At 72.0% G+C, this 23905-nt stretch carries 21 protein-coding genes and 1 tRNA gene; 10 read left to right on the forward strand and 12 right to left on the reverse strand.

What is annotated here, in order from left to right; all coding sequences use genetic code 11:
• Positions 1-13: 13 nt before the first annotated feature.
• Positions 14-976, reverse strand: a complete 963-nt coding sequence (locus OG226_RS31180) for a D-2-hydroxyacid dehydrogenase (RefSeq protein ID WP_329350742.1) — start codon at positions 974-976, stop codon at positions 14-16.
• Positions 977-1146: 170 nt separating this feature from the next.
• Between OG226_RS31180 and OG226_RS31185 the strand changes: the two genes are divergently transcribed.
• The 3 genes from OG226_RS31185 (at position 1147) to OG226_RS31195 (ending at position 3996) form a co-directional block, all read left to right on the forward strand.
• Positions 1147-1965 (forward strand): maleate cis-trans isomerase family protein, encoded by an 819-nt coding sequence (locus tag OG226_RS31185; RefSeq protein WP_329350745.1) that lies wholly within the window; start codon positions 1147-1149, stop codon positions 1963-1965.
• Positions 1962-2696, forward strand: coding sequence for a maleate cis-trans isomerase family protein (locus OG226_RS31190; protein WP_328683086.1), 735 nt, complete (start codon positions 1962-1964; stop codon positions 2694-2696). The genes OG226_RS31185 and OG226_RS31190 overlap by 4 nt, the downstream gene beginning before the upstream one ends.
• 199 nt (positions 2697-2895) lie before the next feature.
• Complete coding sequence (locus OG226_RS31195; protein WP_329350747.1) at positions 2896-3996, forward strand: LLM class flavin-dependent oxidoreductase; 1101 nt, start codon at positions 2896-2898, stop codon at positions 3994-3996.
• Here the strand turns inward: OG226_RS31195 and OG226_RS31200 are convergent.
• Positions 3984-5876, reverse strand: coding sequence for a putative bifunctional diguanylate cyclase/phosphodiesterase (locus tag OG226_RS31200; protein ID WP_329350749.1), 1893 nt, complete (start codon positions 5874-5876; stop codon positions 3984-3986). The two genes, OG226_RS31195 and OG226_RS31200, sit on opposite strands and share 13 nt — an antisense overlap.
• A 366-nt stretch (positions 5877-6242) precedes the next feature.
• On the opposite strand from OG226_RS31200, the gene OG226_RS31205 reads away from it, so the two are divergent.
• Positions 6243-7580: a M6 family metalloprotease domain-containing protein gene (locus tag OG226_RS31205; RefSeq protein WP_329350750.1), complete on the forward strand. Its 1338-nt coding sequence runs from the start codon at positions 6243-6245 to the stop codon at positions 7578-7580.
• Positions 7581-7641: 61 nt separating this feature from the next.
• Here the strand turns inward: OG226_RS31205 and OG226_RS31210 are convergent.
• From OG226_RS31210 to OG226_RS31245, 8 genes are all read right to left on the reverse strand, one after another.
• A tRNA-Lys gene (locus OG226_RS31210) sits at positions 7642-7715 on the reverse strand.
• Positions 7706-8320 (reverse strand): bifunctional DNA primase/polymerase, encoded by a 615-nt coding sequence (locus OG226_RS31215; RefSeq protein WP_328683090.1) that lies wholly within the window; start codon positions 8318-8320, stop codon positions 7706-7708. Before OG226_RS31215 ends, OG226_RS31210 begins: the two co-directional genes overlap by 10 nt.
• 972 nt (positions 8321-9292) lie before the next feature.
• Positions 9293-9664 carry a hypothetical protein gene (locus tag OG226_RS31220; protein WP_033283808.1) on the reverse strand — a complete coding sequence of 124 codons (372 nt, stop codon included), beginning with the start codon at positions 9662-9664 and terminating at the stop codon, positions 9293-9295.
• Between the two features lie 227 nt (positions 9665-9891).
• Positions 9892-11232: an AAA domain-containing protein gene (locus tag OG226_RS31225; RefSeq protein WP_328683091.1), complete on the reverse strand. Its 1341-nt coding sequence runs from the start codon at positions 11230-11232 to the stop codon at positions 9892-9894.
• Positions 11229-12827 (reverse strand): hypothetical protein, encoded by a 1599-nt coding sequence (locus tag OG226_RS31230; protein WP_329350752.1) that lies wholly within the window; start codon positions 12825-12827, stop codon positions 11229-11231. The genes OG226_RS31225 and OG226_RS31230 overlap by 4 nt, the downstream gene beginning before the upstream one ends.
• Positions 12818-13156, reverse strand: coding sequence for a hypothetical protein (locus OG226_RS31235; protein WP_329350754.1), 339 nt, complete (start codon positions 13154-13156; stop codon positions 12818-12820). Before OG226_RS31235 ends, OG226_RS31230 begins: the two co-directional genes overlap by 10 nt.
• The gene (locus OG226_RS31240; protein WP_329353559.1) at positions 13153-14367 is read right to left on the reverse strand and encodes a hypothetical protein; all 1215 of its coding nucleotides are present in this window, start codon (positions 14365-14367) and stop codon (positions 13153-13155) included. The genes OG226_RS31235 and OG226_RS31240 overlap by 4 nt, the downstream gene beginning before the upstream one ends.
• Positions 14318-15319 carry a phosphatase PAP2 family protein gene (locus tag OG226_RS31245; protein ID WP_329350755.1) on the reverse strand — a complete coding sequence of 334 codons (1002 nt, stop codon included), beginning with the start codon at positions 15317-15319 and terminating at the stop codon, positions 14318-14320. The genes OG226_RS31240 and OG226_RS31245 overlap by 50 nt, the downstream gene beginning before the upstream one ends.
• Positions 15320-15526: 207 nt before the next feature.
• Here OG226_RS31245 and OG226_RS31250 point away from each other — a divergent pair, with 207 nt between their 5' ends.
• A complete protein-coding gene (locus OG226_RS31250; RefSeq protein ID WP_329350756.1) occupies positions 15527-16123 on the forward strand; it encodes a histidine phosphatase family protein in 597 nt (198 codons plus the stop codon).
• Positions 16124-16237: 114 nt separating this feature from the next.
• On the opposite strand, the gene OG226_RS31255 is transcribed toward OG226_RS31250, so the two are convergent.
• Entirely contained in the window at positions 16238-17710 is a 1473-nt protein-coding gene (locus OG226_RS31255; protein WP_328683096.1) for a hypothetical protein, read from the reverse strand.
• A gap of 271 nt (positions 17711-17981) precedes the next feature.
• On the opposite strand from OG226_RS31255, the gene OG226_RS31260 reads away from it, so the two are divergent.
• Together OG226_RS31260 and OG226_RS31265 are read left to right on the forward strand one after the other, a co-directional pair.
• On the forward strand, positions 17982-18416 hold the full coding sequence (locus OG226_RS31260) for a hypothetical protein (RefSeq protein WP_328683097.1): 435 nt from the start codon (positions 17982-17984) through the stop codon (positions 18414-18416).
• Between the two features lie 165 nt (positions 18417-18581).
• Positions 18582-19454, forward strand: coding sequence for a spermidine synthase (locus tag OG226_RS31265; RefSeq protein WP_329350758.1), 873 nt, complete (start codon positions 18582-18584; stop codon positions 19452-19454).
• A gap of 65 nt (positions 19455-19519) precedes the next feature.
• On the opposite strand, the gene OG226_RS31270 is transcribed toward OG226_RS31265, so the two are convergent.
• The gene (locus tag OG226_RS31270; protein ID WP_328683099.1) at positions 19520-20062 is read right to left on the reverse strand and encodes a hypothetical protein; all 543 of its coding nucleotides are present in this window, start codon (positions 20060-20062) and stop codon (positions 19520-19522) included.
• Positions 20063-20173: 111 nt separating this feature from the next.
• On the opposite strand from OG226_RS31270, the gene OG226_RS31275 reads away from it, so the two are divergent.
• The 3 genes from OG226_RS31275 to OG226_RS31285 all read left to right on the forward strand — a co-directional run bounded on the left by OG226_RS31275 (position 20174) and on the right by OG226_RS31285 (position 23861).
• Positions 20174-20878 carry a response regulator transcription factor gene (locus OG226_RS31275; RefSeq protein WP_329350760.1) on the forward strand — a complete coding sequence of 235 codons (705 nt, stop codon included), beginning with the start codon at positions 20174-20176 and terminating at the stop codon, positions 20876-20878.
• Positions 20875-22278: a HAMP domain-containing sensor histidine kinase gene (locus tag OG226_RS31280; RefSeq protein ID WP_328683101.1), complete on the forward strand. Its 1404-nt coding sequence runs from the start codon at positions 20875-20877 to the stop codon at positions 22276-22278. The genes OG226_RS31275 and OG226_RS31280 overlap by 4 nt, the downstream gene beginning before the upstream one ends.
• A gap of 107 nt (positions 22279-22385) precedes the next feature.
• Positions 22386-23861 carry a glycoside hydrolase family 18 protein gene (locus OG226_RS31285; RefSeq protein ID WP_329350761.1) on the forward strand — a complete coding sequence of 492 codons (1476 nt, stop codon included), beginning with the start codon at positions 22386-22388 and terminating at the stop codon, positions 23859-23861.
• Positions 23862-23905 lie beyond the last annotated feature (44 nt).

Here is a 23905-nt window from a genome sequence, read left to right on the forward strand (position 1 = left end):
CAGAGTGGGGAGTTCAGTGCCCCGGTACGTACCCACGCTTCTTGTCGACCACGTTCGGCAGCGGCTTTCCCGCCTCCCATCTCTCGTACGCCGCCACGAACTGCGTGCCGAGTTCGTCCCGCCAGCCGACCGTGTCGCCGCTCATGTGCGGGGAGACGATCAGCCCCGGGACCTGCCACAACGGGCTGTCGGGGGTGAGGGGTTCGGCCTCGAAGACGTCCAGTGCGGCGCCCGCGATCCAGTGCTTGGTGAGGGCCTCGGCGAGCGCGCTCTCCACGACGAGTTGGCCCCGCCCCACGTTGATGAAGCGGGCCGAGGGCTGCATGCAGCCGAAGCGCCGGGCGTCGAACATGCCCCGCGTGTCGTCGGTGAGCGGGGCCGCCGAGATCACCCAGTCGGCGCGGGCCATCAGCCGGTCGAGTTCGCCGGGGCCGTGGATACCGGTGCGCGGGGTGCGGCCGACCAACGCGGTAGTCACCCCAAGTGCCTTGAGCGTGCGGACGATCGCCCGCCCGATCGGCCCGGAGCCGACCACACAGGCACGCGTTCCGGCCACCCGCTGCGCCTCGCGGTGCCGCCAGGTCCGCTCCTGCTGGAGTTCCAGCGTCCTGGGCAGGTCCTTGGCCATCGCGAGGACGAGGGCGGCGACGTACTCGGCGATCGGCTGGTCGAAGACACCGCGCGCGTTCGTCACCACCGTGTCTGAGGCGGCGAGTTCGGGGCACATCAGGTGGTCCACACCCGCGCTGGCCGTGTGCACCCAGCGCGGCCGAGGACCCTCGCCGGGCCAGGCGGCACGTACCGCGTGCGAGGCGAAGTCCCACACCAACAGGACGTCGGCGAACGGCAGTTGATCAGCGAGCGTCGACGCGTCGGCGTGCGCGACGCGGACCCGGCCGGTGAGCTTGCCGAGCCGGGGCAGCGGGTCGGCGTCCAGAACGAGAAGGGTGGGCAGGGCAGGGGGAGTTGCGGTCATGCGAAGCCGTTTCTCGCGGGAGGTACAGCGTGAAGCACGGCGGGAAGCACCGGGCCCGGCCGTCTGACATGCACGGATTGACCACGCTCGCACTCGAACCTACCTTCGTCAACACGGACGCCCGCACGGACCGTTGTCACCCCGTTTCTCTTGGTGAGGCCGGTGTAGCCATGCATGTTTCCTTCCTGGGCGGACCCCGCCCGCAGCGCGGTGTCGGTGTTGTCGCCCCCTTCGACTTCGCGCTGGACCGCGAGTTGTGGCGCTGGGTCCCCGACGACATCTCGCTGCATCTCACGCGGACGCCGTTCGTGCCCGTCGAGGTCAGCCTCGACCTGGCGCGGCTCGTCAGCGAGCACGAGACGCTGCACGACGCGGTCCGCACGCTGAACGCGGTCGCCCCCGAGGTCGTCGCGTACGCCTGCACCTCCGGGAGCTTCGTCGGCGGGGTCGCCGGGGAGCGCGCGATGTGCGAGGCGATGACCCGGGCCGGCGAGGTCCCGTCCCTGACCACCTCGGGCGCCCTGCTGGCCGCCCTCACCGAACTGGGCGCCCGCCGTATCGCCCTGGTCACGCCGTACACGGTGTCCGTCACCCAGTCCCTGGAGGAGTACCTCGCCGAGGCCGACGTCGAGGTCACCGGCCGCGCCTTCATGGGCCTGACCCGGCACATCTGGAAGGTGCCGTACCGCGACGTCGTCGACATGGCCCGCCAGGCCGTCGAGGGCGTGGTCGACGCGCTCTTCATCAGCTGCACCAACCTCCCGACGTACGACGTGATCCCCCAGCTGGAGGCGGAACTGCGCATACCGGTGATATCGGCCAACCAGGTCACGATGTGGGCAGCCCTGCGTCGACTGGGTACGCGTGCCGTGGGCCCCTATCAGGCGCTGCTTGGGGACACCTCCCACGCCCATGGGGGCAGTGGGGAAGAGTCCGCCCGTCGCCAGGGGCCGGTACTGCCGGAAGAACACCAGGAAGGCTGGTCATGACCGCACTCGGATTCCTCTACCCGGGCCACTCCGCCGAGGACGACTACCCGCGCATGGAACAGCTCCTCGGCAGTGACGTCCGCCTCGACGTGGTCCACACGGACATCGGCGAGGACGCGCACCGCGTGGACGCGCTCCTGGAGATGGGTTCCCCCGAGCGCCTCACGGCGGGTGTCGAACAACTCCGCATGTCCGGCGCCGAGGCCGTCGTCTGGGCCTGCACGAGCGGCGGTTTCGTCTACGGCTGGGAGGGCGCCCAGGGCCAGGTCCGCGCCCTCGCCCGGTCGGCGGGTCTGCCCGCGTCGTCGACGTCCTTCGCGTTCGTCCACGCGGCGAAGGAACTGGGGGTGCGACGGGTGGCCGTAGGAGCGACGTACCCGGACGACGTGGCGGCCCTGTTCGCGGCCTTCCTGCGAGCCGGGGGAGTGGAACCGGTCACGCTGCGCGCCTCCGGCATCATCACCGCCGCCGAGGTCGGCACCTGGGGCTACGACGAGGTGCTCGCCCTGGCCCGGGCGGTGGACGGCCCGGACGTCGAGGCGGTCCTCCTCCCGGACACGGCCCTGCACACCGCCGCCCACATCCCGGACCTGGAGAAGGAGTTGGGCAAGCCAGTCCTCACGGCCAACCAGGTCACGGTCTGGGAGGCCCTGCGCCTGGCGGAGCGCAAGGTCAACGCGCCGGATCTGGGCGCGCTGTTCACGAAGGAACCGCTCGTACAGGCCGGCTGAACAAGCCGGGCCGGGGCGTGGGGGTGTCCTCGGGGAATGTGACACTCGGGGCCCCGAGTGTCACATTCCCCGAGGACACCCCCACCACCACCTGCCTGCCGAGAGCCCTCCCTCCGGGAATAAAGCGGAGACAGCCTCCTGTTAGGCGGAGAACGAGCGGGGAAGCACACCGCACAGCTCACAACAGGAGGCACCCACCGTGGCGGCAGACGACGAGATCCGGGGCACGGTACAGGGCACCGCCCCCGTACCCCTCTCCGTACTGGACCTGGTGACCGTGGGCGCCGGCCGCACCGCCACGGAGGCGCTCGGCACCAGCGTGAAGATCGCCAAGCTCGCCGAGTCGCGCGGCTTCCACCGCTACTGGGTCGCCGAGCACCACTCGATGCCGGGTGTCGCCTCCTCCTCGCCCGCCGTGATCCTGGCGAACCTCGCCGCCCACACGGACCGCATCCGCCTCGGCTCGGGCGGCGTCATGCTCCCGAACCACGCGCCGCTCGTCATCGCGGAGCAGTTCGGCACCCTGGAGGCACTCGCCCCGGGCCGCGTCGACCTCGGCCTCGGCCGCGCCCCCGGCACCGACGGCGCCACCGCCGCCGCCCTGCGCCGCACCGACCGGCTGAACGAGGGCGCCGACGACTTCCCCGAGCAACTGGCCGAACTCACCCGCTTCTTGGACGACGACTTTCCCTCCGGCCACCCCTACGCCCGCATCCACGCGGTCCCCGGCCCGATCCAGTCGACCTCGCCCGGCGGCGTCCAGTCCCCGCACCGCCCGCCGATCTGGCTGCTCGGCTCCTCCGGTTTCAGCGCCCGCCTGGCCGGCATGCTCGGCCTGCCGTTCGCGTTCGCCCACCACTTCTCGGCGCAGAACACGATCCCGGCCCTGGACCTCTACCGCGAGTCGTTCCGCCCGAGCGCGGTGCTCGACGCGCCGTACGCCCTGATCGGTGTCTCCGCCCTCGCCACCGACGACGAGAAGGAGGCCCGCCGCCAGGTGCTGGCCGCCGCCCTCAACATGGTCCGGCTGCGCACCGGCCGCCCCGGGCTCGTGCCCACCCCCGAAGAGGCCGAGGCGTACGAATTCAGCGCCATGGAGCGGGAGTTCATCACCTCCTGGAACGCCAACGTCATCCACGGCACGGTCGACGAGGTCCGCGCCGGACTCGACGACCTCCAGAAGCGCACGGGCGCCGACGAGTTGATGCTCACGTCCCACGCCCACAACGGCGACCTGCGCCTGCGCTCGTACGAACTGATCGCCGACGCCTATGAGTTGACGGCCGGTCAGGAAGCCTGATTGCAGGCCTTCGTCCCCAGCAGCTCGGAGATACGATCCGGCGCCACCGGACGGGAGTACAGCCACCCCTGTCCGGTGTCGCAGCCGATCCGGCGCAGCCGGGCGGCCTGCGCCGAGGTCTCCACGCACTCGGCGGTCACCGACAGGCCCAGCTGGTGGGCGAGTTGGATCATCGCCTCGACGATGACCTCGTCCGCCGGGTTCGGCGGGACGCCCTCGCCCTCGTACTGGAAGCCCCGCACGAAGGACCCGTCCAGCTTCAGCACGGAGACCGGCAGCCGGCTCAGGTACGCCAGGTTCGAGTAACCGGTGCCGAAGTCGTCGATGGCGATGTGCACACCCATGTCGCTCAGCGCCTGGAGCGTCTGCAACGGCCGCCCCGCCGACCCCATCACCGCGGACTCGGTCAGCTCCAACTGCAGCAGCCGCGGGTCCAGTCCGGTCTCGGCCAGCGTCTTCGCCACATCCGCGACCAGGTCCGAGTCCCACACCTGCCGTACGGCCACGTTGACGCTCACGAAGATCGGCGGCTCGTCCGGGTGGTCCAGCTGCCAGCGCCGGGCCTGGCGGCAGGCGGTGACCAGGACCCAGTGGCCGAGCTGCACGATCGAGCCGTCCTCCTCGGCCAGTCCGATGAACCGATTCGGCGTCAGCATGCCGAACTGCGGGTGGTTCCAGCGCACCAACGCCTCGACCCCGCGCAGCCGTCCGTTCTCCATCCCCACCAACGGCTGGTACTCCAGGGTGAATTCACCCCGCTCGATGGCCGGGCGGAGCGTGGAGGCCAGCGCCTGACGGGTCATGCGGTGCGCGTTGCGCTCCGGATCGAACAGTGTCCAGCGGGACTTGCCGTCCGCCTTCGCCCAGTACAGCGTCGTGTCGGCGGCCTGCATCAGCCCGGTGGCCGTCGTACCGGACGCGTGCCGCTCGACCACGCCGATCGACGCCGACAGCGACAGCCGCTGCCCGGACAGGTCGAACGGCGCCTGCAAGGCCTTCAGCACCGACTCGGCGAGTTCGGCCAGTTGGTCGGTACCGGTCGAGTCCTCGACGAGCAGCGCGAACTCGTCCCCGCCCAGCCGAGCCACCAGCGGCGAACTCGCCCGCGCGTAACCGGCTTCGTCCGCACACCGCGTCAACCGCTCGGCCACCGCGGCCAGCAGCCGGTCGCCGACCCGGTGGCCGAGCGTGTCGTTGACCGCCTTGAAGCCGTCCAGGTCCAGATAGCACAGGCCGATCCGCCCGGTGCCGCCCTGCTCGTACGACTCCGCCTCCAGCGCGGCCGAGAGCCGCTCGAAGAACAGGGTGCGGTTGGGCAGCCGGGTCACCGGGTCGTGCATCTCCAAGTGCCGTAGTCGCGCCTGGAGTTCACGGCGGGCGCTGATGTCCGTGAGCGACAGCAGCACACTGTGCTCCTCGGCCGGCAGCGGCGCCACGGTCACCTGCACCCACAGCACGTGCCCGTCGGGGTGCTTGACCCGGCGGGTGCAGCTCAGCTTGGCCTGCCGGCCGCGCAGCACCTCGCGATAGGCGTCCCAGGTGCGCGCGTCCGACTTCAGGTCCATCAGCTCGGCCGCGACCAGCCCGGTCAGCGCGGCCCCCGCCTTGCCGAGCAGCGCGCCGAACGAGTCGTTCGCGCTGACGACCAGACCGTCGCGGTCCACGACGGCCATCGCGAGGGGAGCCGCGGAGAAGGCGGAACCGAGACGGCCGTCTTCGAGGGGCTCAAGGGACCCGGGGGACGGATGGGGCTCGTGGGAATCCGGGATCCCGGTGGAATCGGGGACTTCGGTACGAGGCGATGCCTCGCCCTTACTCTCTGTGACGGCTGGCCGGATGAGGTCTGCCTCGGGCGCCGGCCCTTCGGACGTTCCGCTCACCGCTCGCTCCCGCAGTGCACTCGATCTTCGGATGGGTCTCGTCGGGATGGCCGACCGGGTGGGGGGCCGCCGTGCCGTGTCCGTGCAGGAAAGTGTGCCGATCATAGAGGTTGGCCCCCGGCCCTTCCAGCCACTGTCCAGTGTCCCGGAACAACGGCCGGTTCCGGCAGATCGTTTCCGCCCGCACCTGGACGGGTTCTTCAAATGGCCGACCACATGTGACGTTCCGTGAGTGTTTCCGGATGTCGGCCCGGGCGTGTCCCGGCCACCCCCTCACTCATCTGGTGCAGATAAACAGGGCGTACCCCAACAAACCATCACAGGCTGGGTGTCGGTGTCCCGCGAACCCGCTCCCGGAGGTCCAACGTGCCGTGTCAGCTCCCCCTCAAGGGGCTCTCCCGTACGGCGCTCAAGGGGCTCGCCCGGTGGCGCACCCGACCCGGACTGCGCGGCACCGCCGCCGTGTTCACCACGATGTCCGCGCTCGCCGCGACCTCGATCATGTCCAGCCAGTCGGTCGCCGAGCCGTTCTCGACCACACCCTGTGCCCTCAAGCGCACCGACGCCCACCACTCCGAGGGCCTCGACACCTGGAACACCGCCTACCCGCGCCCCACCCGCGCGCTCGACGCGGTGATGATCTTCCTCTCCTTCCCCGACGCGACCCCGCGGACCACCCCCGCCGAACTCGCCGCCGACCACTTCCCGGCCACCACCCGCTTCTACGAGCGCGCCTCCTACGGCAGGTTCACGCTCCGCCCGCACCCGCTGCGGAACTGGATCCGCATGCCGCACCCGTCGACGTCGTACGCCATACAGCGCGACTGGAACCCGGTGAACCGCGCCGCGTACCTCCGCGACGCGCTCGCCGCCGCCGACCCCCAGGTCGACTTCTCGCGCTACGGCATCGTCTACTTCGTGGCCGATCCGGACGCGCCCGGCGTGGACTCGGACGCGACCAAGGTCGTCAACCTGGACACCCCGTTGCGGGCCGACGGCACGGACGTCCGGCGGGTCGTCACGGTCTTCGAGAAGCATCCGCCGGACCGGCTCGTCCTCGCCCACGAGACCGGCCACGTCTTCGACCTCCCCGACCTCTACCACCGGCCGGTGGACGGCAAGGGCGACTGGGACACCTACGTCGGCGACTGGGATCTGATGGGCAGCCAGTTCGGCCTCTCCCCGGACCTGTTCGCCTGGCACAAGTGGAAGCTGGGCTGGCTGGATCCGCGCCAGGTGGTGTGCGTGCGGGGCACCGCGCCGAAACGGCTCACCCTGGAACCGGTGGCCGCCGGGCCGGGTACTTCCCCGGCGGGCGGCGCCGCGGGATCACCGGCCTTCGGCCTCGGCCTGGGGGTCAAACTGGCGGTCGTACGCACCGGGACCGACAGCGCGCTGGCCTTCGAGGCACGCAGCTCCGTCGGTAACGACAGCACGGCCTGCAAACAGGGTGTCCTCGTGTACCGGGTGCGCGGCGGCGCGCCTTCCGGTAACGGCCCGATCGAGGTCGTCGACGCCCACCCGCACACCGAGGCCTGCTGGGAGACCTCGGTCTACCCGCCCCTCGCCGACGCCCCGGTCTCCCTCGGTGAGAGCTTCACCGTGCCCGGCGACAACGTGAAGGTGGAGGTGGAGGGGCGGACGGTTTCGGGGGCGTGGACGGTGACCGTCACGCCGGGGGAGCCGACCGGGACGGGAGGGTGATCCCTCCCGTATGCCGGGTACGTCAAAGGGCCCCTCGTTCTCACGAGGGGCCCTTCGCAGGTGCGCCGCCAGGGACTCGAACCCCGGACCCGCTGATTAAGAGTCAGCTGCTCTAACCAACTGAGCTAGCGGCGCCTGCTGACGTCGTAGACCTTAGCATCCTGATCCGGGGGAGGAAAAATCGATATCCGTACGGCGGTCCGGGCCGCCCGCACAGCCGCCCAGAGCAGGATTTCGGCGCCGGGAAGCCAGGGCCGACGGGTGTCCGGAGCGACCAGCCAGCGCGAGTCGAACGGGTCCGACGCCGCCCCGCCGGCCAGCGCCGGGACGGTCACCGCGTCGCCCCTGCCGTGACACAGCAAGGGCGGGACGGACCCCGTACGGCTGTGCTCCCCGGGGTGCGCGCCCCACTCCTCCCACCCCATCAGCGACGGCAGCCGCTGAGCCGTACCCGGGCTGGCGAACAGGAGCATCCGCCCCCGGTGCGTCGCGACCGGCCCCGACCCCGGCCCCTCCTCCCACAGGCGGTCGACCATGCGCCGCCCGAAGACCACCGGGGCGCTCACCACGTCGAAGGCGGACCCGCAGGGCAGGACGACCGGGGCGTCCGGCCGCTCCCTCCAGAGGGCGAGAGTGCTGCGCGGATACGTTCCTGCCGAGGCGAGCCAGGCGGCACCGTCCGAGGTGACACCCGAGATGTCGAAGCGGTCGGCAAAGGGCTCATCCTGTGTACGGCTCATGTCCCCCAGGTCTACCGGCCGTGAGCGTCCGCTCTCTGAGGGTTGCCGGAAATCGGGACAGGAGGGGGCGGGAGGGAGTATCTTGCCCGACCGGCATATGCCAGAAGTTCTTTCTGGGGGCGGGTGGGGTGGAGGAGAGTTGTGGGGGTTGGGGGTGCTGAGGGGATGGTGGGGCGCGGTGGGGGGCATGGGCACCGCCGGGGTTCTGGGTGCGGCCGAAGGCGTGGGGCGTCGCGGGATCTGCGGGTCGTCGCGAGGAGCTGCGCGCACCGCAGGAGTCGTTGACCCAGATCCCTTGGCCCTCTGACCCCGAGCTACCGATCCCCGCGCTCCCGTCCCGGGAGCCTCCGGGCCCTGGGGATCAAGGTGGCGACGGCCCCCAGCTCCCATCCACCGAGTCCTTGGCACCCCGGCCCGCGAACTCCCGATCCCCGGCTCCCCGTCCCACTAGCCTCCGGCCTCCGGGCCTCCGGTCCCCGAGCCCCTGGCCTCCGGTCCCCGTCCCGCGAGCCTCCAGTCCCCAGGCCTCCGGCCTCTGGGCTCCGGTCCCAGGGCCCTGGCCCCGGGCCTTCGGTCCCCGTCCCGCGAGTCTCCAGTCCCCAGGCCTCCGGTCCCCGAGCCCCAGGCCTCCGGTCCCCGAGCCCCAGGCCTCCGGTCCCCGAGCCCCGGGCCTTCGGTCCCCGTTCCGCGAGTCTCCAGTCCCCTGGCCTCCGGTCCTCGGGCCCTGGCCTCTGGGCTCCGGTCCCCGAGTCTCCGGTCCCCGAGCCCCTGGCCTCCGGTCCCCGTCCCGCGAGTCTCCAGTCCCCTGGCCTCCGGTCCCCGAGCCTCCGGTCCCCGAGCCTTCGGTCCCCGAGCCCCGGGCCTCCGGTCCCCGTTCCGCGAGCCTCCAGTCCCCTGGCCTCCGGCCTCCAGTCCCCTGGCCTCCGGTCCGCAAACGCCCCGCCCCCAGCCCCGAGTCCCGAGCCCCCAAGGTCACACCGGGTCGGCGCCCCCGCTGTCCCTGCCCTCTGTGCCGCGCAGCAGGTCCCGGCCGAACTCGACCATCTTCTTGGCGTAGTCCTCGGTCCACTCGGCGCGCTCGGCGATGTCCGCCGGGGTCAGCCGGTCGAAGCGGCGTGGGTCGGCGAGTTGGGCCGCCGCGATCGCCTGGAACTCCACCGCGCGGTCGGTCGCGGCGCGGAACGCGTGGGTCAGTTCCGTCGCGCGGGCCAGCAGCGCGCGGGGATCGTCCATCGACTCCAGGTCGAAGAAGTGCTCCGGGTCCTCGGCCGCCTGTGCGGGCTCGAAGAGCAGGGGTGCGGGGCGTAGCCGCGATTCGTTGCGACGCGGCGTGTGCTCCGCCATGTCTTCTCCTCCTCGTACGTCACTGATGACCCGCCTCACGAGCGGGACCATCGTCCATTGTCCCCCGGCGGCGCAAGGGGCCCCGGGCATACTCCCGAGGCACCGATCCCGCACCGCATGATTGGATGCCCAGCCGCCCGCCCCGGTATTCATCACCCCACGGACCGAACCGCGAGGGGGCGCAGGTCAAGGTCTCGCGCCCCCCGGCGTTCGGACCAGCGGGCCGGTCACGGTCTCCACGCCACCCGGTGTTCCGCGAGATGCGCCAGCACCGCGTGGTTCGCCTCCCAGCCGTCCGGAAACTTCACCGTCACCCCCAGCTGCACCGGCTCCGTGGACGGATGGTCGTCCAGCAACTCGCCGACCCCCGCCCGACAGACCACGATGCACGCGTGCCGGTGTCGGGAGGCCAGGACGCACAGGCGGCCTGTCTCCAGGTGGAAGGCCGTGGCGTCGGGGCGACCGGAGAGCGGGTGCAGGACCACCGTGACGTCGAACTCCCGGCCCTGGAGCCGGTTCGCCGTGTCCACCGTCACGTCCGTGACGCCCAACTCGCCCAGCGCCGCCCGGATCGCCGCCGCCTGGTCCCGGTGCGCGGTGCCGACCGCGATGCGGTCGGCGGTCAGGGGAGTGGGGTCGGGTGAGCGTTCGGACGTGGCCGCGCCGCCCCGGTCCAGCAGGCGTCGTACGACCGTCGCCACCGCCCGCACCGCCTCCGGGTCCGTACGAGGGGTGTGGCGGGCGGGCAGTTCCAGCAGGCCCCAGCCCGACTCCGCGGCCTCGTCGATCACCCGGTCCGGGCCCGAACCGTCCGACGGGACACCGAAGTTGAGCCGCCGGTCGCCGTGGTCCGTGCCGCTGCGGAAGCGGGTGTACGGGTAGAACGCGTCCGAGACCAGAGGGGCCGCCGATGCCGGGAGCCGCCACGACACCGGCAGGCGGTGCTGCGGCAGTTCGGGGTTGTGGGCGAGCAGGGTCGTCACCGCCGAGGACGAGGGGTCGTACGACAGGCCCGCCCACTGCTCCGCGCCGACGATCGCGAACGGGTCCAACTGGCCCGGGTCGCCCACGAACAGCGCCCGCTCGAACAGCCCGGCGACGGCCAGCAGCGAGTCCGAGCGCATCTGGTACGCCTCGTCGACGATCGCGTGCCGCCACGGCTCGTCGACCTTGACGTGCGCCCACTTGGCGGCCGTGGAGATGACGACCGGGAGCCCGGCGAGCTCGCCCGCCTTGGCCGACTTCCGTACGTTCGGCAGGTCGTCCAGTGCCTTGTCGTACGGGTCGGCGTCGCTGCTGTGGAGGCGGCCGACCGGCAGCTCGCCGTTCTTCTCGGCGAGCCGGACGACGAGGTCGTCGACCTGCGCGTTGGTCTGCGCGACCACCATCAACGGGCGCCCGGCGTCGGCCAGTTCGAGCGCCGCGCGGACGACGAGCGTGGACTTGCCGGCGCCCGGCGGGGAGTCGACGACGACACCGCGCGCGGTGCCGTGCAGGGTGTCGCGGAGGATCGCGTCGGTCGCGCGGCCGGCCTCGGCACCGGGGTCGAAGACGGTGTCGGCGCTCACAGGACGTCCTCCTCGGTCACCGGGTCGGCGGCCTCCTGCACGGCGTTCTCCTCGCCCGGCGGACCCCCGTGCGTCCACGGCGTCTCCTCCTGGTCGGGCAACTTCGCGCCGCCCCGCTGCTCGTGCTCGAACAGTGTGAAGCAGATCCGGTCACCCTTCTCCGGCAGCGAACCGGTCTCCGGCTCCTTGCCGCGCCCCATCTTGTCGACGACCCGGAGGACGACGAGGGCGCCCTCCTCCTCGTGGCCCACGAACTCCGCGGACTGCGGCTTCCCGCCGAGCGACCGGAACACCTTCACCCGCTCCCCGAGATGCGGCCGGTCGTCCGTGCGCACGGTCACCAGCGGGCGCGGGCGGGGGCTCTTGCCCTCGCTGTACGCCATGACGACATCGATGACCTCGCCCGCGAACGCCTCCCCGGCGAGCCGCCGCCCGGCCATCACCAGCGGGTCGTCCAGGGCCTCCTGGGCATCCAGCCGGGCCTGTTCACGCTCGCGCGTGGCCAGCTTGTTGGCCGCGGTGACCGCGTCGTCGCGGCGCGGCTGCGGGGGCTCACCGGCGACGATCCGGTCCCGGTGCCCGGTGAACGACCAGCGGTCCCGGGTCCACCGGTCGACGGCGTGCGCGCCCTCCGGCAGTGCCCGCAGCAGGTCGAGCCCGTGCCAGACCGCGTCCCAGGTGGGGCGGGTGATGCTCGCGACGAGGGACCTGATCTCCCGCTCGGCGGCGGTGAGTTCACCGAGCCGGTCGTCGGCCTCCAGTCCGTCCTCGGCGGCGGCGAGGGCGGTACGGGCGCGGTCGTAGCGCTCGATGGCGGGGGCGAGCAGCTTGTTGTCGAACGCCGGGTCGGTGGCCGGGCCGGCCGGCGGGCATGCCAACTGGCCCCGCGCGTCCCGCCGTAGCTCCGCTTCGAGCGCGGCCTCGGCGCCGGAGACACCGTCCGGCGGGTCGATCCAGGCGAGCAGCGCGGCCAAGTGCTGGTCCTCCAGGCTGGATTGGCCCGTGGCCCAGTGCCGGCCGAGGACCTCGGTGAGCGCGAGCAGCAGCGCGGAACCGGGCACCCGGGCCCGCTCCCCGAAGTGCGTCAGCCACCGCCCGAGCAACGGCACGCGCGGGGGTGCGGGATGTGGCGTCTCCGGGTCCTGTTCGGCCGTACGCCGGAAGCGCATCGAACGGCCCAGCAGTCGTACCAACTCGATGCCCGCGCGACTCGGCACGATCAACTGCGGTGCGTCCGCGCACAGTTCGACCTCGACCTTGACCCGCTTCCCGGTCTCCGGATCGGTCTCGCTCCGCTCGGCGGCCTCCACGTCGTCCGCGAACGTGTCGATGTACGGCAGGACCACGTCCGCCAGTTCGGCGAGAAACGTGAACCTGAGGTCCCGGTCCCGCGGCTGCGGTACGACGAACAGCCGCGGCGCGTCCCGGTCCGTACCGACGAGCGCACCGAGGGGCGCCCCGGCCTCACCGGCGGTGGTCAGCGGCACGAGGACGAGGGGGCGCGCGGAGAGGTGCCGGTGCAGGACGGTGGCGGTGGGCTGGGCGCGGCCGGTCTGAACTGCCTCCAGCCGGGCGAGAGTTGACATCAGTGACACGGGGTCCCCTTGGGGTGGGTGACCGGGAGCGGGGTGCGGTGGTGCGGGCTGTGTGGGCTGTGTGGGTGGTGCGGGGCGCGGGATGTCGGCGGGCGGCGCGGTGCCGGGGCGACGGGGGCGTCCGGGGTCGCGGGCGTCGCGGGTCGCGCCGGGGTGGCGACGGCGGCGTAGGGGCTCGGGGTCACCCCGTGTCGCGTGGTGGCGGTGACGCCGGCTCGGGGGAGCGAGGCCGTCGTGTGGTGCGTCGGCCCCGCGACGACGGCGCACGGGTTCGTCGCCGTCGCGGCTCGCGCCTCGGCGGCGACCGTGCCGAAAAGGATCACAGTCACCGCGCCCCACCGCCCGTCGCACTTCCCAGTGCCTCCATCGGCAACCCGGCCGCGCTGCCCGGCGCCTGCCCGCGCGGCGCAGCCGCGTCCCTCAGTGCCGCCGCGTTCTCCAGGGCCTCGGCCCGCAGCTCGGCCGCTCTCCGCAGCGCCGCCACCGTCGGGTCGTCCGGGTCGCCGGACTTGCCGTGGGCCGCCGACAGGACCTCGTCGACCGTGGTCAGGTCGCCGAGTTCGGCGCGGAGGGAGCGGCCGAGGGTGGTGACCGCGCCGGAGGTGCGGGAGTGGTCGCGGCAGTGGAAGGCCAGCTCGCAGGCGGCCAGGCACTCGGGGGCGTAGGCCGCGGGGACCGACTCGACGGCGGCGGTCAGCTCGGCGGCGGGGCGGTCGGGGGCGAAGCAGGTGCCCTCGGGGAGGGTGTCGGCGATGTCCTCGATGCGGGTGAGGCGGTCCAACTGGCGGCCGGTGACCGCGCGTTGCTTGCGGATGTCGACGGCGGACGCGGTGGGCAGGTTCGAGAAGTCCTTCGGGCAGACCAGGAGGATGCGGTGGCGGACCCGGGGAGCGGGATCCAGTTTGGCCGCGACCTCTTCCAGGGCCAGCACGTACACCGCCGACTGGCGGGCCGCCGCGCCTACCTTCGCCGGGTCAGCCGAACCGTCCAGCATCGGGAAGGACTTGATCTCCACGACCGTCCAACTGCCGTCCGGGTGCACGACGACCGCGTCCGGCTCCAGGAACGCGGGCGACCCCGCCACGTCGAGGGCGAGCATCGGGTGGTCGAGCAGGGTCCAGGCCGTGGCCTCGGTGGCCTCGCGCAGCGCGAGCGCCGTACGCGCCGCGCGCCCCTCGGGGCCGATCGCCTCCAGCTCGGGCACCCGCGCGCGGGTCGGCGGCTCGGCCCCCGGGTCCAGCTTCTCGTGCACCAGCCGCAGCAGCTCCGCGCCGCCGTCCGCCTTGACCCGGGCCTCGAACGCGTTGCCTCGCATGAAGGCGAACTGGGACTGCCCGAAGGACGACGGCGAGCCGAGCGCGTCGGCCAGCACCGCCTTGTTCACCCCCGCGCCGTCCAGGATCGCCCGCCGTTTGCAACCCGGGTTCGCGGCCAGCGCCGCGAGGGCGCGCGCGTCCAGCGCCTTGGCCGGGACGTCCGGGCCCCGCAGCTCAGCGAGCCGGTGCCGGAGCGCCGTCCCCCGCGTCCGTGGGGGAGGCACCCGGCTCGGCTCCGGTACCGAGCTGTGACTCGCGCTGCCGTGGAATTCGCTCACCCGGCGAAGTCTGGCATCCGCCACTGACAATTGAGGTTTCTGAGCCACGAGAGGCGTCACGAGGGGCGTCGTGGGGAGCGTCCCGAGCGGCGTCACGCGAGCGGGCCGCGACGAGCGATCCGCGTCCCTCGAACCGCGCCCTGAGCCGGTCCGCCGCCTTCATCACCTGCGGCGTCAGCAGGAACCCGAGCCCCATCACGACCACGCCCGCGACCGCGTCGAGGAGATAGTGGTTGGCTGTGCCCATGACGACGATCGCCGTGAGCAGCGGATAGGCGACCCCGACGACCTTGGTCAGCCGGGTCCCGCCGTAGCGCCAGAGCATCACACCGCACCACAGCGCCCAGCCGCAGTGCAGGCTCGGCATCGCCGCGTACTGGTTCGTCATGCCGCCGAGGCCGCGCGGCGCGCTCGCGTCGCCGCCCCACCAGCCGTACGAGCTGTACTTGGCCATCGTGTCGACGAAGCCGTAGTCCGGGGACAGCAGCCGGGGCGGGCAGGTCGGGAGCAGGGTGAAGCCGATCAGGCCGATGAACGTGGACGTCATCAGCCAGGTGCGGGCCGCGCGGTAGACCTGGGAGCGCGACCTGAACAGCCAGATCAGGATCGCGGGCGTGATCAGGTAGTGCAGCGACGCGTACCAGAAGTCCGCCGGGATGCCGATCCAGGACTCGCGCGTGAAGAGGCGGTTGAGCGGGTGCTCGGCGTTGATGTGCAGGACCTTCTCGATCCGCAGGATCGACAGACCGTGGTCCACGGCACTCGCCGTGTCGCCCCGGGCGAGCAGCCGGCCCGCCGAGTACGAGGCGTACACCATGAGGATCAGCGGCAGCTCGGTCCACCAGCGCAGCCGGCTTCGCCGGTCCGCCTCGATGCCTGGTGTCTCGGTCTGCGGCATCCGATCGCCCTCCCCCTTCTGTTCTGAGCGCTGCCCCGTGGTCCGGCTTCCCGATAGCCCGGTCGGAACACTTTACGGCGTAGGTGAGCGCCCTGTTTCGGGCGCCCCCGGACCTCAAAGACGCAGAGATCGCCCCCCGGGTTGCCCTTCTCAAGGGTGCGCGATGATGGAGTGACCCGCCTCTCGTTTCTCCCGGAAAGGTCGCTCATGGCACCGCGCATCCTGTTGGCCCGGCACGGACAGACGGAATGGTCGCTGTCCGGGAAGCACACCGGCAGGACCGACGTCCCTCTCCTCGAAGAGGGCCGTCGCGGCGCCAAGGTGCTCGGCGAGCGACTGCACCGGCCCCCCTTCGACGGCCTCCCCGGTGTGGAGGTCCGCACCAGCCCGCTGGCACGCGCGCGTGAGACCTGCGAACTCGCCGGCTTCGGCGACCGCGCGACCCCTTGGGACACCCTCATGGAGTGGGACTACGGCGCCTACGAGGGCCTGACCCCGGAGGAGATCCGTTCCGTACGCCCCGACTGGCTGATCTGGCGCGACGGCGTCCCCGAGGGGGAGACTCTCGCCGAGATCACCGCCCGCGCGGACGAGGTCGTCACCTGGGCCCGCTCCGAGGACCGCGACGTCCTGGTCTTCGCCCACGGCCACATCCTCCGCTCGATCGGCGCACGCTGGCTGAACCTACCGATCGACTTCGCGGCGCGGATACGCCTCAACCCCACGTCCCTGTCGATCCTGGGCTGGGCCTACGGCGACCCGGCGATCGAGAACTGGAACGACCTGGGCCATCTGACCGCGTAGGCATGGGCGCCCTTCTTTCAGGGGCGCGGGGATGTGTCTATTTGCGGCTCCGCCGCGTGGGCGCGCCCAGCCGCCACCGGCCGGCAGATTCACGACAACGCTTCCCCGGAGGAATCACGCCGCAGTACGAGGCAACCCCGAGTGTCTGTCCAGAAACGTAGACACCCCTGAAGCCCGCCGGTGAGGCAACAGCACCCGCGCGGTACCCGCCAACATCGTCTGAATCCGCGAAGACTGCACCAGATCCAGAAGATCCAACACCCGCATCCCGGCCGTCGCCGCCTCATCCGGCCGCCCGCCGCGCGCCAGGTCATCCGCCAGCTCGGCCATGTACAGCGCGATGTTCCGAGTGAAGTGCGGATCCTGAAGATGCGCCGCCCGCCGTGCGTGACGGGCGGCGCGAGGCCAGTCGCCCAGGGTGGACCAGCACTGCGCCTCAAGCCCCTCCAACTCGGCCTCTCCGTAGAAGCTCATCCACTCCGGGTCGGCGTCCGAATGCCCCCGCGCGAAGAGCGCCTGCGCCCGGGCCAGCGCCTGTTCGCAGCCGGTGCGGTCGGCGAGCCCCGCCCAGCCGCCCGCCTCGCGCAGCGCGAGCAGCGACATCAGGCGGGCGGAACCCAGCGGGCGTCCGACGCGCTGCGCGGCCTGCGCGGCGCGCACCGCCTCCCGTGGCCGACCGGCGTCCCGCGCGAGGAACGCCGTATTGCAGAAGGCGTGTGCCTCAAGGCCGGGGTCGTCGGTCATCCGGGCGGTCGCGAGCGCCTCCGCGTAGTGCGAGCGGGCGTCGTCGAAGCGGCCGGAGTCGTGGGCCAACCAGCCCACCGAGATGGCGAGTTCACCCGCTCCGGAGTGCAGTCTCTCGGCGACCGACTGCCGGGTGGTGCCCGCGTCGAGCAGGGCGTAGGCGGCGCGCAGCGGGGCCGCCGCGCGCCGGTAGAGGCCGTCGGCGCCGTGCCGGTCGTCGAGCAGCCGGATTCTGCGGACGGCCTCTTCCAGGGCGCCCGCCTCGCTCGTACCGGGGCGGCGGACGGAACGTTCCGTTGCCACGGCGTCCAGGGTGAGCCCCAGGGGGCCCAGCGTGCCGGCGGCCACCGTGACGGTGCCGCCCCTCATGAATACGCGACGCAGCACGTCGCTCTCCTCGTGGTTCTCGTGGTTCTCGTGCGTGTCGTACGGGTCCTGCGTGTCATACGGCTCGTACACGTCTCGCGTCTCACCCGTCCTGGCCGCCTCATCCGTGCTGAGGGCCGGGATCGTGAGGTGTACGGGGGGCGTGTCCTCGGCGGTGCGCGCCCCGCGTCCGCGTACGGACGAGCGGGGCGCGAAGCCGAGGTCGGCGAGCGTGCGGCCGGGGAACATGTGCAGGAACACCCGCTCGTACGCGTAGTTGGGGCAACGGATCTCGCCGGCCTCGACGCGGCCTACGTAGCGCGCGTCGCAGCTGACCCGCTCGCCGATCTCCCGCGCGGACCGGCGTACGGCCGCGGCGAACTCCGCCGGTGAGCGCTGTCCGCGCAGCCGCCGGAAGGCGAGATTGGGTCTCGGTGGTCGGGGGAACGGGGACGGGGTCACCATTGACGACGCCATGGCCGGGTCCTCTCGTGCGAACCGTCGAACCATGCCGGATTCAGGGTGACTTGTTGAGTGACGCCCTGTTTCCAGCGGGCAAGAACGTACCTGCTGTGCACGACCCGACACACAGGGTTTGGCTACAAACCGGATATCTCATCCGGGATCTGCCATGAACTGCCATCCTTTGCGGCTGACTTGTGCCGTAGCCGTTGACGCTTCAACGCGTTGAACTCCATGGACCCGGGAGCCACCCGACTCCCGACCCGCTCGTCCAAGGAGGGGTTCCGTGGTGGAGACCGGGATGGAGACCAGGCAGAGCGTCGATCCTCGAATGCCGAGCGCGGAATGCAGTGCGCCACCGTTCGTGGACCCGGCCTGTGATCTGGTGACGGTGCCGACGCGGCAGGGCCTGGAGGCGGTCGACATCCTGCGGCGCGGCGCGTGCGACGGGGTCGGCCCCGTCCTGCACGACGACGGCGACGACACGCTCGGCTTCCTCGTACCGCCGGGCACGGCGGCGGCGTGGGACCTGCCGGGCAGCACGTGTACGGAGACCCACGGCAGGGGACTGCGCCTCGCCCCCGACCCCGAGCCGCCCGTCGAGGGCTCGGACTGGCTCCTGCCGCCGGGGGACGCCGACCTGGCGACCGACCCGGAGGTGCTGCGCGCCGCGCTGGGTGAGGCGGCTCGGTTGATCGAGGCGGCGGACGGCTGCCGGTAGCTCCGCCGGGCGGCGGTGATCAATCTGCGGGCCGGTGGGGGCTGGTCGCGCCCACGCGGCGGAGCCGCATATCGACACAGCCCCACGCCCCTTTGGGGCGCTGATGCCACCCGGGACTCATAGGCCGAACGCGCCGGACCACCCTCGGCCGCCGATAATGGGCCAATGGGAAAGTCCAGGAGTACCCGGCGAGGCGGTGCCGGCACCGCCGAAGCCGTCGTCGAGGCCGTCGACGGTGGGCTTGCCGAACTCATACCCGACCGGGAACGCGCGCGTGCCTGGACGTTGCTGATCGACGGGGCGCCGCAGTCGTACGTCGATCTCGACGACCCGGCGTATCTGTCCTTCGAGTACCAGCGGCGGCTCGGGCACGTCATCGACCTCGTCGCGCCGGCCGGGAAGCCCGTCCACGTCGTGCACCTCGGCGGGGGTGCCCTCACGCTCGCCCGGTATGTCGCCGCCACCCGGCCCCGATCCACCCAGCAGGTCGTCGAGTTCGACGCGGCGCTGGTCCAACTGGTCCGGCGGGAGCTGCCGTTGGACCCGAACGCGCGGATCCGGGTGCGGTCGGCCGACGCCCGCGGGGGGCTCGCGAAGGTGCCCGAGGGGTGGGCCGATCTCGTCGTGGCGGATGTGTTCAGCGGAGCCCGTACGCCCGCCCACCTCACCTCGACCGAATTCCTCGACGAGGTGCGCCGGGCGCTGAAACCCGGTGGGTTCTACGCCGCCAACCTCGCCGACGGCCCCCCGCTCGCCCACCTCCGCGGCCAAATCGCCACCGTGGCCGCCCGGTTCGCGGAACGCGCGCTGATCGCCGACCCGACCGTGCTGCGCGGCAAGCGGTTCGGCAACGCGGTGCTCGTCGCCTCCGACCACCCGCTGCCGCTCGCCGAGTTGACCCGGCGCGCCGCCTCCGACCCGCACCCGGGCCGGCTCCAACACGGCCGCGAACTCACCGACTTCACCGGCGGAGCCGTACCCGTGACGGACGCGGCGGCGGTCGCCTCACCGGCACCGCCCCCATCCGTGTTCCGCTAGCCGGAACAATTCAGCCGGAGCAATTCAGCCGGAGCAACGCACCCGGAGCAACGCACCCGGAGAACTCAGTAGTTGCCCACGTCCACCCGCGGCGCCCCGTCATGCCACGTGCAGATCACCGACACCTTGTCCGTGTCCTTGGTGAACTCCACCCGGAGCCACGAGTCCGTCTTCCACACCTGCATCGACCAGCCCGTACCCGGTGTCGCCGACACGAGCGCCACATAGGCCGGGGAGGTGTCGAGTTCGAGCACCACCCGCCCGCCGTCCGTGGCGTAGCTCTTCACCTGGCCGGTGGTGGAGGGAGAGGGGGGCGGGCTCGCCGTCGTCGTCTTCGTGGGGGTCGGGCTGGGACTGCGCGTCGGCGTCGGGGTGCTCGTCGGGCTCGGCGAGGACTCGGCCCGCACCGGTGCCGAGGACGGTGGCTGAGCCGCCTGCGCGGTCGGGCCGGCCGCCGTGATGGGCAGGGCGCGCGGCGGGTCGTAGGCCGTGCCGGTCATGACCGTGTGGACGCCCCACCAGGACAGCGTGACGGCCGCGCCGGTGGCGAGCGACCAGGCCAGCACGTGCACGAATCCGTTGACGAGTCCTCTGGGCATCGCCGCCATACTGCCTCACGCGCCCCACAGGTGTCCCGTCGATCTCCCACCGGTTGTCCACAGGCGGGAGTTGTCCACAGGCCCGGATGCGGGTCGCCCGCATGGCGTACGGTGCGGCGCATGGCAAGTGTGCTCGTGGTCGAGGACGACCAGTTCGTGCGCTCGGCCCTCATCCGGCATCTGACCGATGCCGCGCACACGGTGCGCAGTGTCGGTACGGCACTTGAGGCGCTGCGAGAGGTCGCCCATTTCCGTTTCGACGTGGTCATCCTGGACCTCGGACTGCCCGACCTGGACGGGTCCGAGGCGCTGAAGATGCTGCGCGGGATCACGGATGTCCCCGTGATCATCGCCACGGCCCGGGACGACGAGAGCGAGATCGTCCGGCTGCTCAACGCGGGCGCGGACGACTACCTCACCAAGCCCTTCTCGGTCGACCATCTCTCCGCCCGCATGTCCGCGGTCCTACGACGCTCCCGTGCCGCCACCGGCGAGGCACCCCCGTCCACGGTGATCCGCGTCAGCGGTCTCACCGTCGACCCGCTGCGCCGCCAGGCCGAGCTGGACGGCGTCCGACTCGACCTCACCCGGCGCGAGTTCGACCTCCTCGCCTTCCTCGCGGGGCGCCCCGGTGTCGTCGTACCGCGCAAGGAACTCCTCGCCGAGGTGTGGCAGCAGTCGTACGGCGACGACCAGACCATCGACGTCCATCTGTCCTGGCTGCGAAGGAAGTTGGGGGAGACGGCGGCTCAGCCGCGCTATCTGCACACCCTGCGGGGCGTCGGCGTGAAGCTGGAGCCACCGGGAGCGGAGTCACCGCGATGAGGTGGGCGCTGGTCAGGGTCTGTCTGGCGATCGCGGCGATGGTCGTCGTCGCCTTCGCGGTGCCGCTCGGCCTGGTCATCAAGGAGATGGCCCGCGACCGCGCCTTCTCGAACGCCGAGCGGGAGGCCGCCGCCGTCGCCCCCGCGCTGTCCATCACCACGGACCGGGACCAGCTGGAGAAGGTCGTCGCCTCCGCGGGCGCGGACTCCGGGATGGCCGTCCACATACCGGCGGGGGACGGGAAGGCCGCCCTCGACATCGGGTTGCGGCGCGCCGCCGGCAAGGACATCGCGACCGTACGGAAGCTGGGTCGCGCCTCCACCACCGAGGTGCCCGGCGGCTCCGTCCTGCTCCAGCCGGTGGCGCTCAGCTCCGGCGAGATATCCGTCGTCGAGGTCTACGTCCCGGAGTCCGAGGTCAGCAACGGTGTGGGCACGGCCTGGGCGGTGCTCGCCGGGGTCGGCCTCGCGCTGATCGTCGGTTCCGTCGCGGTCGCCGACCGGCTGGGCGTACGGATGGTGCAGCCCGCGCAGCGCCTGGTCGAGGGCGCGCACGAACTGGGGGAGGGGAAGCTGGGGGCGCGGGTGCCCGAGGAGGGGCCGACCGAACTGCGGCTCGCGGCGGTCGCGTTCAACTCCATGGCCGACCAGGTCGTACAACTGCTGGCGAACGAGCGGGAGTTGGCGGCGGATCTGTCGCACCGGCTGCGTACGCCGCTCACCGTGCTGCGGCTGAACGCGGCCTCGCTCGGGGACGGGCCCGCCGCCGAGCAGACGCGGACCGCCGTCGCGCAGCTGGAGCGGGAGGTCGACACGATCATCCGGACCGCGCGCGAGGCCAAGCCGCAGACCGTGGCGGCCGGGCCCGGCGCCGGGTGCGACGCGGCCGAGGTGGTCCGCGAGCGGATGCGGTTCTGGTCCGCGCTCGCCGAGGACGAGGGCCGCAAGGTGCGGGTGGCCGGGGTGGAGCGGCCGGTGCGGATACCCGTGGCCCGGGCCGACCTGGTCGCCGCCCTCGACGCGCTGCTCGGCAACGTGTTCCGGCACACGCCCGAGGGCACGGCCTTCGCGGTCGACGTGCACAACAGCGAGGACGCGGTGATCGTGCTCGTCTCCGACGCGGGCTCCGGCATCCGCGACCCCGAGTCGGCGATGGCCCGCGGGCGCGGCTCCGGCAGCGCCGGGTCGACCGGGCTCGGGCTGGACATCGTGCGCAGGCTCGCCGAGTCGACGGGCGGGGACGTCCGCATCGGCTCCTCGATGCTCGGCGGCACCGAGGTGCGGATCTGGATCCAGCTGGACGGGCGGGAGCCGGAGCGCAACGGGCACCGGGGAGCCGTACGACGACGTCGGCGCGGGAAATTGGTCTCGACCTTTAACCGTTCCCGATCCCTTCCTTAAGCGCACCCTAAGATCGCCAACCTCCGCCCGGATCAGGAGCTTTGCCCGATTCCGGATCGCTAGCGTGCTGCCGCACCCCACCCCCGTACGGCGAAAGCAGGCACGCGATGAGCACGCACCGGCGCAGGATCAGCAACAGGAACAAGGTGATCGGCGGAGCGGTCGCCGTCGCGGTGGTCGGTGGCGGTGCGATCATGCTGACCGGCATCGCCCAGGCGGCGAGCGTCGGCGCGGCCTACACCAGAACCAGCGAGTGGTCGACGGGGTACACCGCGCAGTACGTCGTCACCAACACGACCGGTGCCACGAAGAAGGACTGGACGCTGGAGTTCGACCTGCCGTCCGGCTCCAGGCTCAGCTCGCTGTGGAACGCCGAGTCGAGCGTGAGCGGGCAGCGCGTCACCGTGAAGCCGCCGAAGTGGGACACCGACGGCCTCGCGGCCGGCGAGTCGGTCACGGTCGGTTTCGTGGTCAACGGCACCGGCCGGCCGACCGGTTGTCTCATCGACAACGCCAAGTGCTCGGCGGACGGCACCGCGACCCCCGAGCCGACCGGCCGCCCGACGACCTCGTCGCCGACGCCCGGGCCGACCGCCTCCCCGACCTCCACGCCCACGGCCACCCCCAAGCCCACGGCGACCCCCACCCCCACCGCCTCGCCGACCGGGACGACCGGCACCGGCACGACGGCCGGCGCGGGCTTCGCCCCCTACGTCGACACCTCCCTCTACCCCGCCTTCGACCTGCTCGCCAACGTCACCGCGACCGGCGTGAAGAACTACAACCTCGCCTTCATCACCGACGGCGGCGGCTGCACCCCGAAGTGGGGCGGGGTCTCGGACCTCGGCAGCGACGGCGTGGCCGCGCAGATCGGCGCGCTGCGCGCCAAGGGCGGTGACGTCCGGGTCTCCTTCGGCGGCGCGTCCGGCTCCGAGCTGGCGACGACGTGCGGTACGGCGAGCGCGCTGGCGACGGCGTACGGCAAGGTCGTGGACGCCTACAGCCTCACCAAGGTCGACTTCGACATCGAGGGCGGCGCGCTGCCCAACACCGCGGCGAACACCATCCGCGCCCAGGCGATAGCCAAGCTCCAGCAGCAGCACCCGAACCTGGACGTCTCCTACACGCTCCCCGTGATGCCCGAGGGGCTGACCCAGGACGGGGTGAACTTGTTGTCCAATGCCAAGTCCAACGGCGTCAAGATCAACACGGTCAACATCATGGCCATGGATTACGGACCGGCGTACAGCGGAAATATGGGAACGTACTCACAGCAAGCGGCTACTGCGACTCAGGCCCAAGTCAAGAGTGTTCTCGGGCTCTCGGACAGTGCTGCATGGAAAGCGGTTGCAGTAACGCCGATGATCAGCGTCAACGACGTTTCATCGGAGGTCTTCAAGGTCGAGGACGCGAACGGGTTGGTGGTCTTCGCGAAGGCGAAGGGTCTGGGCGGCCTCTCGATGTGGTCCGCGACCCGGGACGAGCAGTGCCCGGGCGGCGCCAAGGCCGGCGCGGACGCGACGTGCAGCTCGGTCGTCCAGGCCCCGTCCGCCTTCACCAAGGCGTTCTCCGCCTTCCAGTAGGCGCCCCACGGGCCCCGGGAACCCCTCGTGGTCCCCGTGGTCCC

The organism is Streptomyces sp. NBC_01261 (assembly GCF_036226385.1).
Taxonomy (GTDB): Bacteria; Actinomycetota; Actinomycetes; order Streptomycetales; family Streptomycetaceae; genus Streptomyces.

Excerpts from the sequence above, each read along its gene's own strand:
- OG226_RS31265 (WP_329350758.1), top strand. The coding sequence starts at position 18,582 with ATGGGAAAGTCCAGGAGTACCCGGCGAGGCGGTGCCGGCACCGCCGAA.
- OG226_RS31185 (WP_329350745.1), top strand. The coding sequence starts at position 1,147 with ATGCATGTTTCCTTCCTGGGCGGACCCCGCCCGCAGCGCGGTGTCGGT.
- OG226_RS31250 (WP_329350756.1), top strand. The coding sequence starts at position 15,527 with ATGGCACCGCGCATCCTGTTGGCCCGGCACGGACAGACGGAATGGTCG.
- OG226_RS31280 (WP_328683101.1), top strand. The coding sequence starts at position 20,875 with ATGAGGTGGGCGCTGGTCAGGGTCTGTCTGGCGATCGCGGCGATGGTC.
- OG226_RS31180 (WP_329350742.1), bottom strand. The coding sequence starts at position 976 with ATGACCGCAACTCCCCCTGCCCTGCCCACCCTTCTCGTTCTGGACGCC.
- OG226_RS31285 (WP_329350761.1), top strand. The coding sequence starts at position 22,386 with ATGAGCACGCACCGGCGCAGGATCAGCAACAGGAACAAGGTGATCGGC.
- OG226_RS31275 (WP_329350760.1), top strand. The coding sequence starts at position 20,174 with ATGGCAAGTGTGCTCGTGGTCGAGGACGACCAGTTCGTGCGCTCGGCC.
- OG226_RS31220 (WP_033283808.1), bottom strand. The coding sequence starts at position 9,664 with ATGGCGGAGCACACGCCGCGTCGCAACGAATCGCGGCTACGCCCCGCA.
- OG226_RS31270 (WP_328683099.1), bottom strand. The coding sequence starts at position 20,062 with ATGGCGGCGATGCCCAGAGGACTCGTCAACGGATTCGTGCACGTGCTG.
- OG226_RS31190 (WP_328683086.1), top strand. The coding sequence starts at position 1,962 with ATGACCGCACTCGGATTCCTCTACCCGGGCCACTCCGCCGAGGACGAC.
- OG226_RS31215 (WP_328683090.1), bottom strand. The coding sequence starts at position 8,320 with ATGAGCCGTACACAGGATGAGCCCTTTGCCGACCGCTTCGACATCTCG.
- OG226_RS31255 (WP_328683096.1), bottom strand. The coding sequence starts at position 17,710 with ATGGCGTCGTCAATGGTGACCCCGTCCCCGTTCCCCCGACCACCGAGA.
- OG226_RS31245 (WP_329350755.1), bottom strand. The coding sequence starts at position 15,319 with ATGCCGCAGACCGAGACACCAGGCATCGAGGCGGACCGGCGAAGCCGG.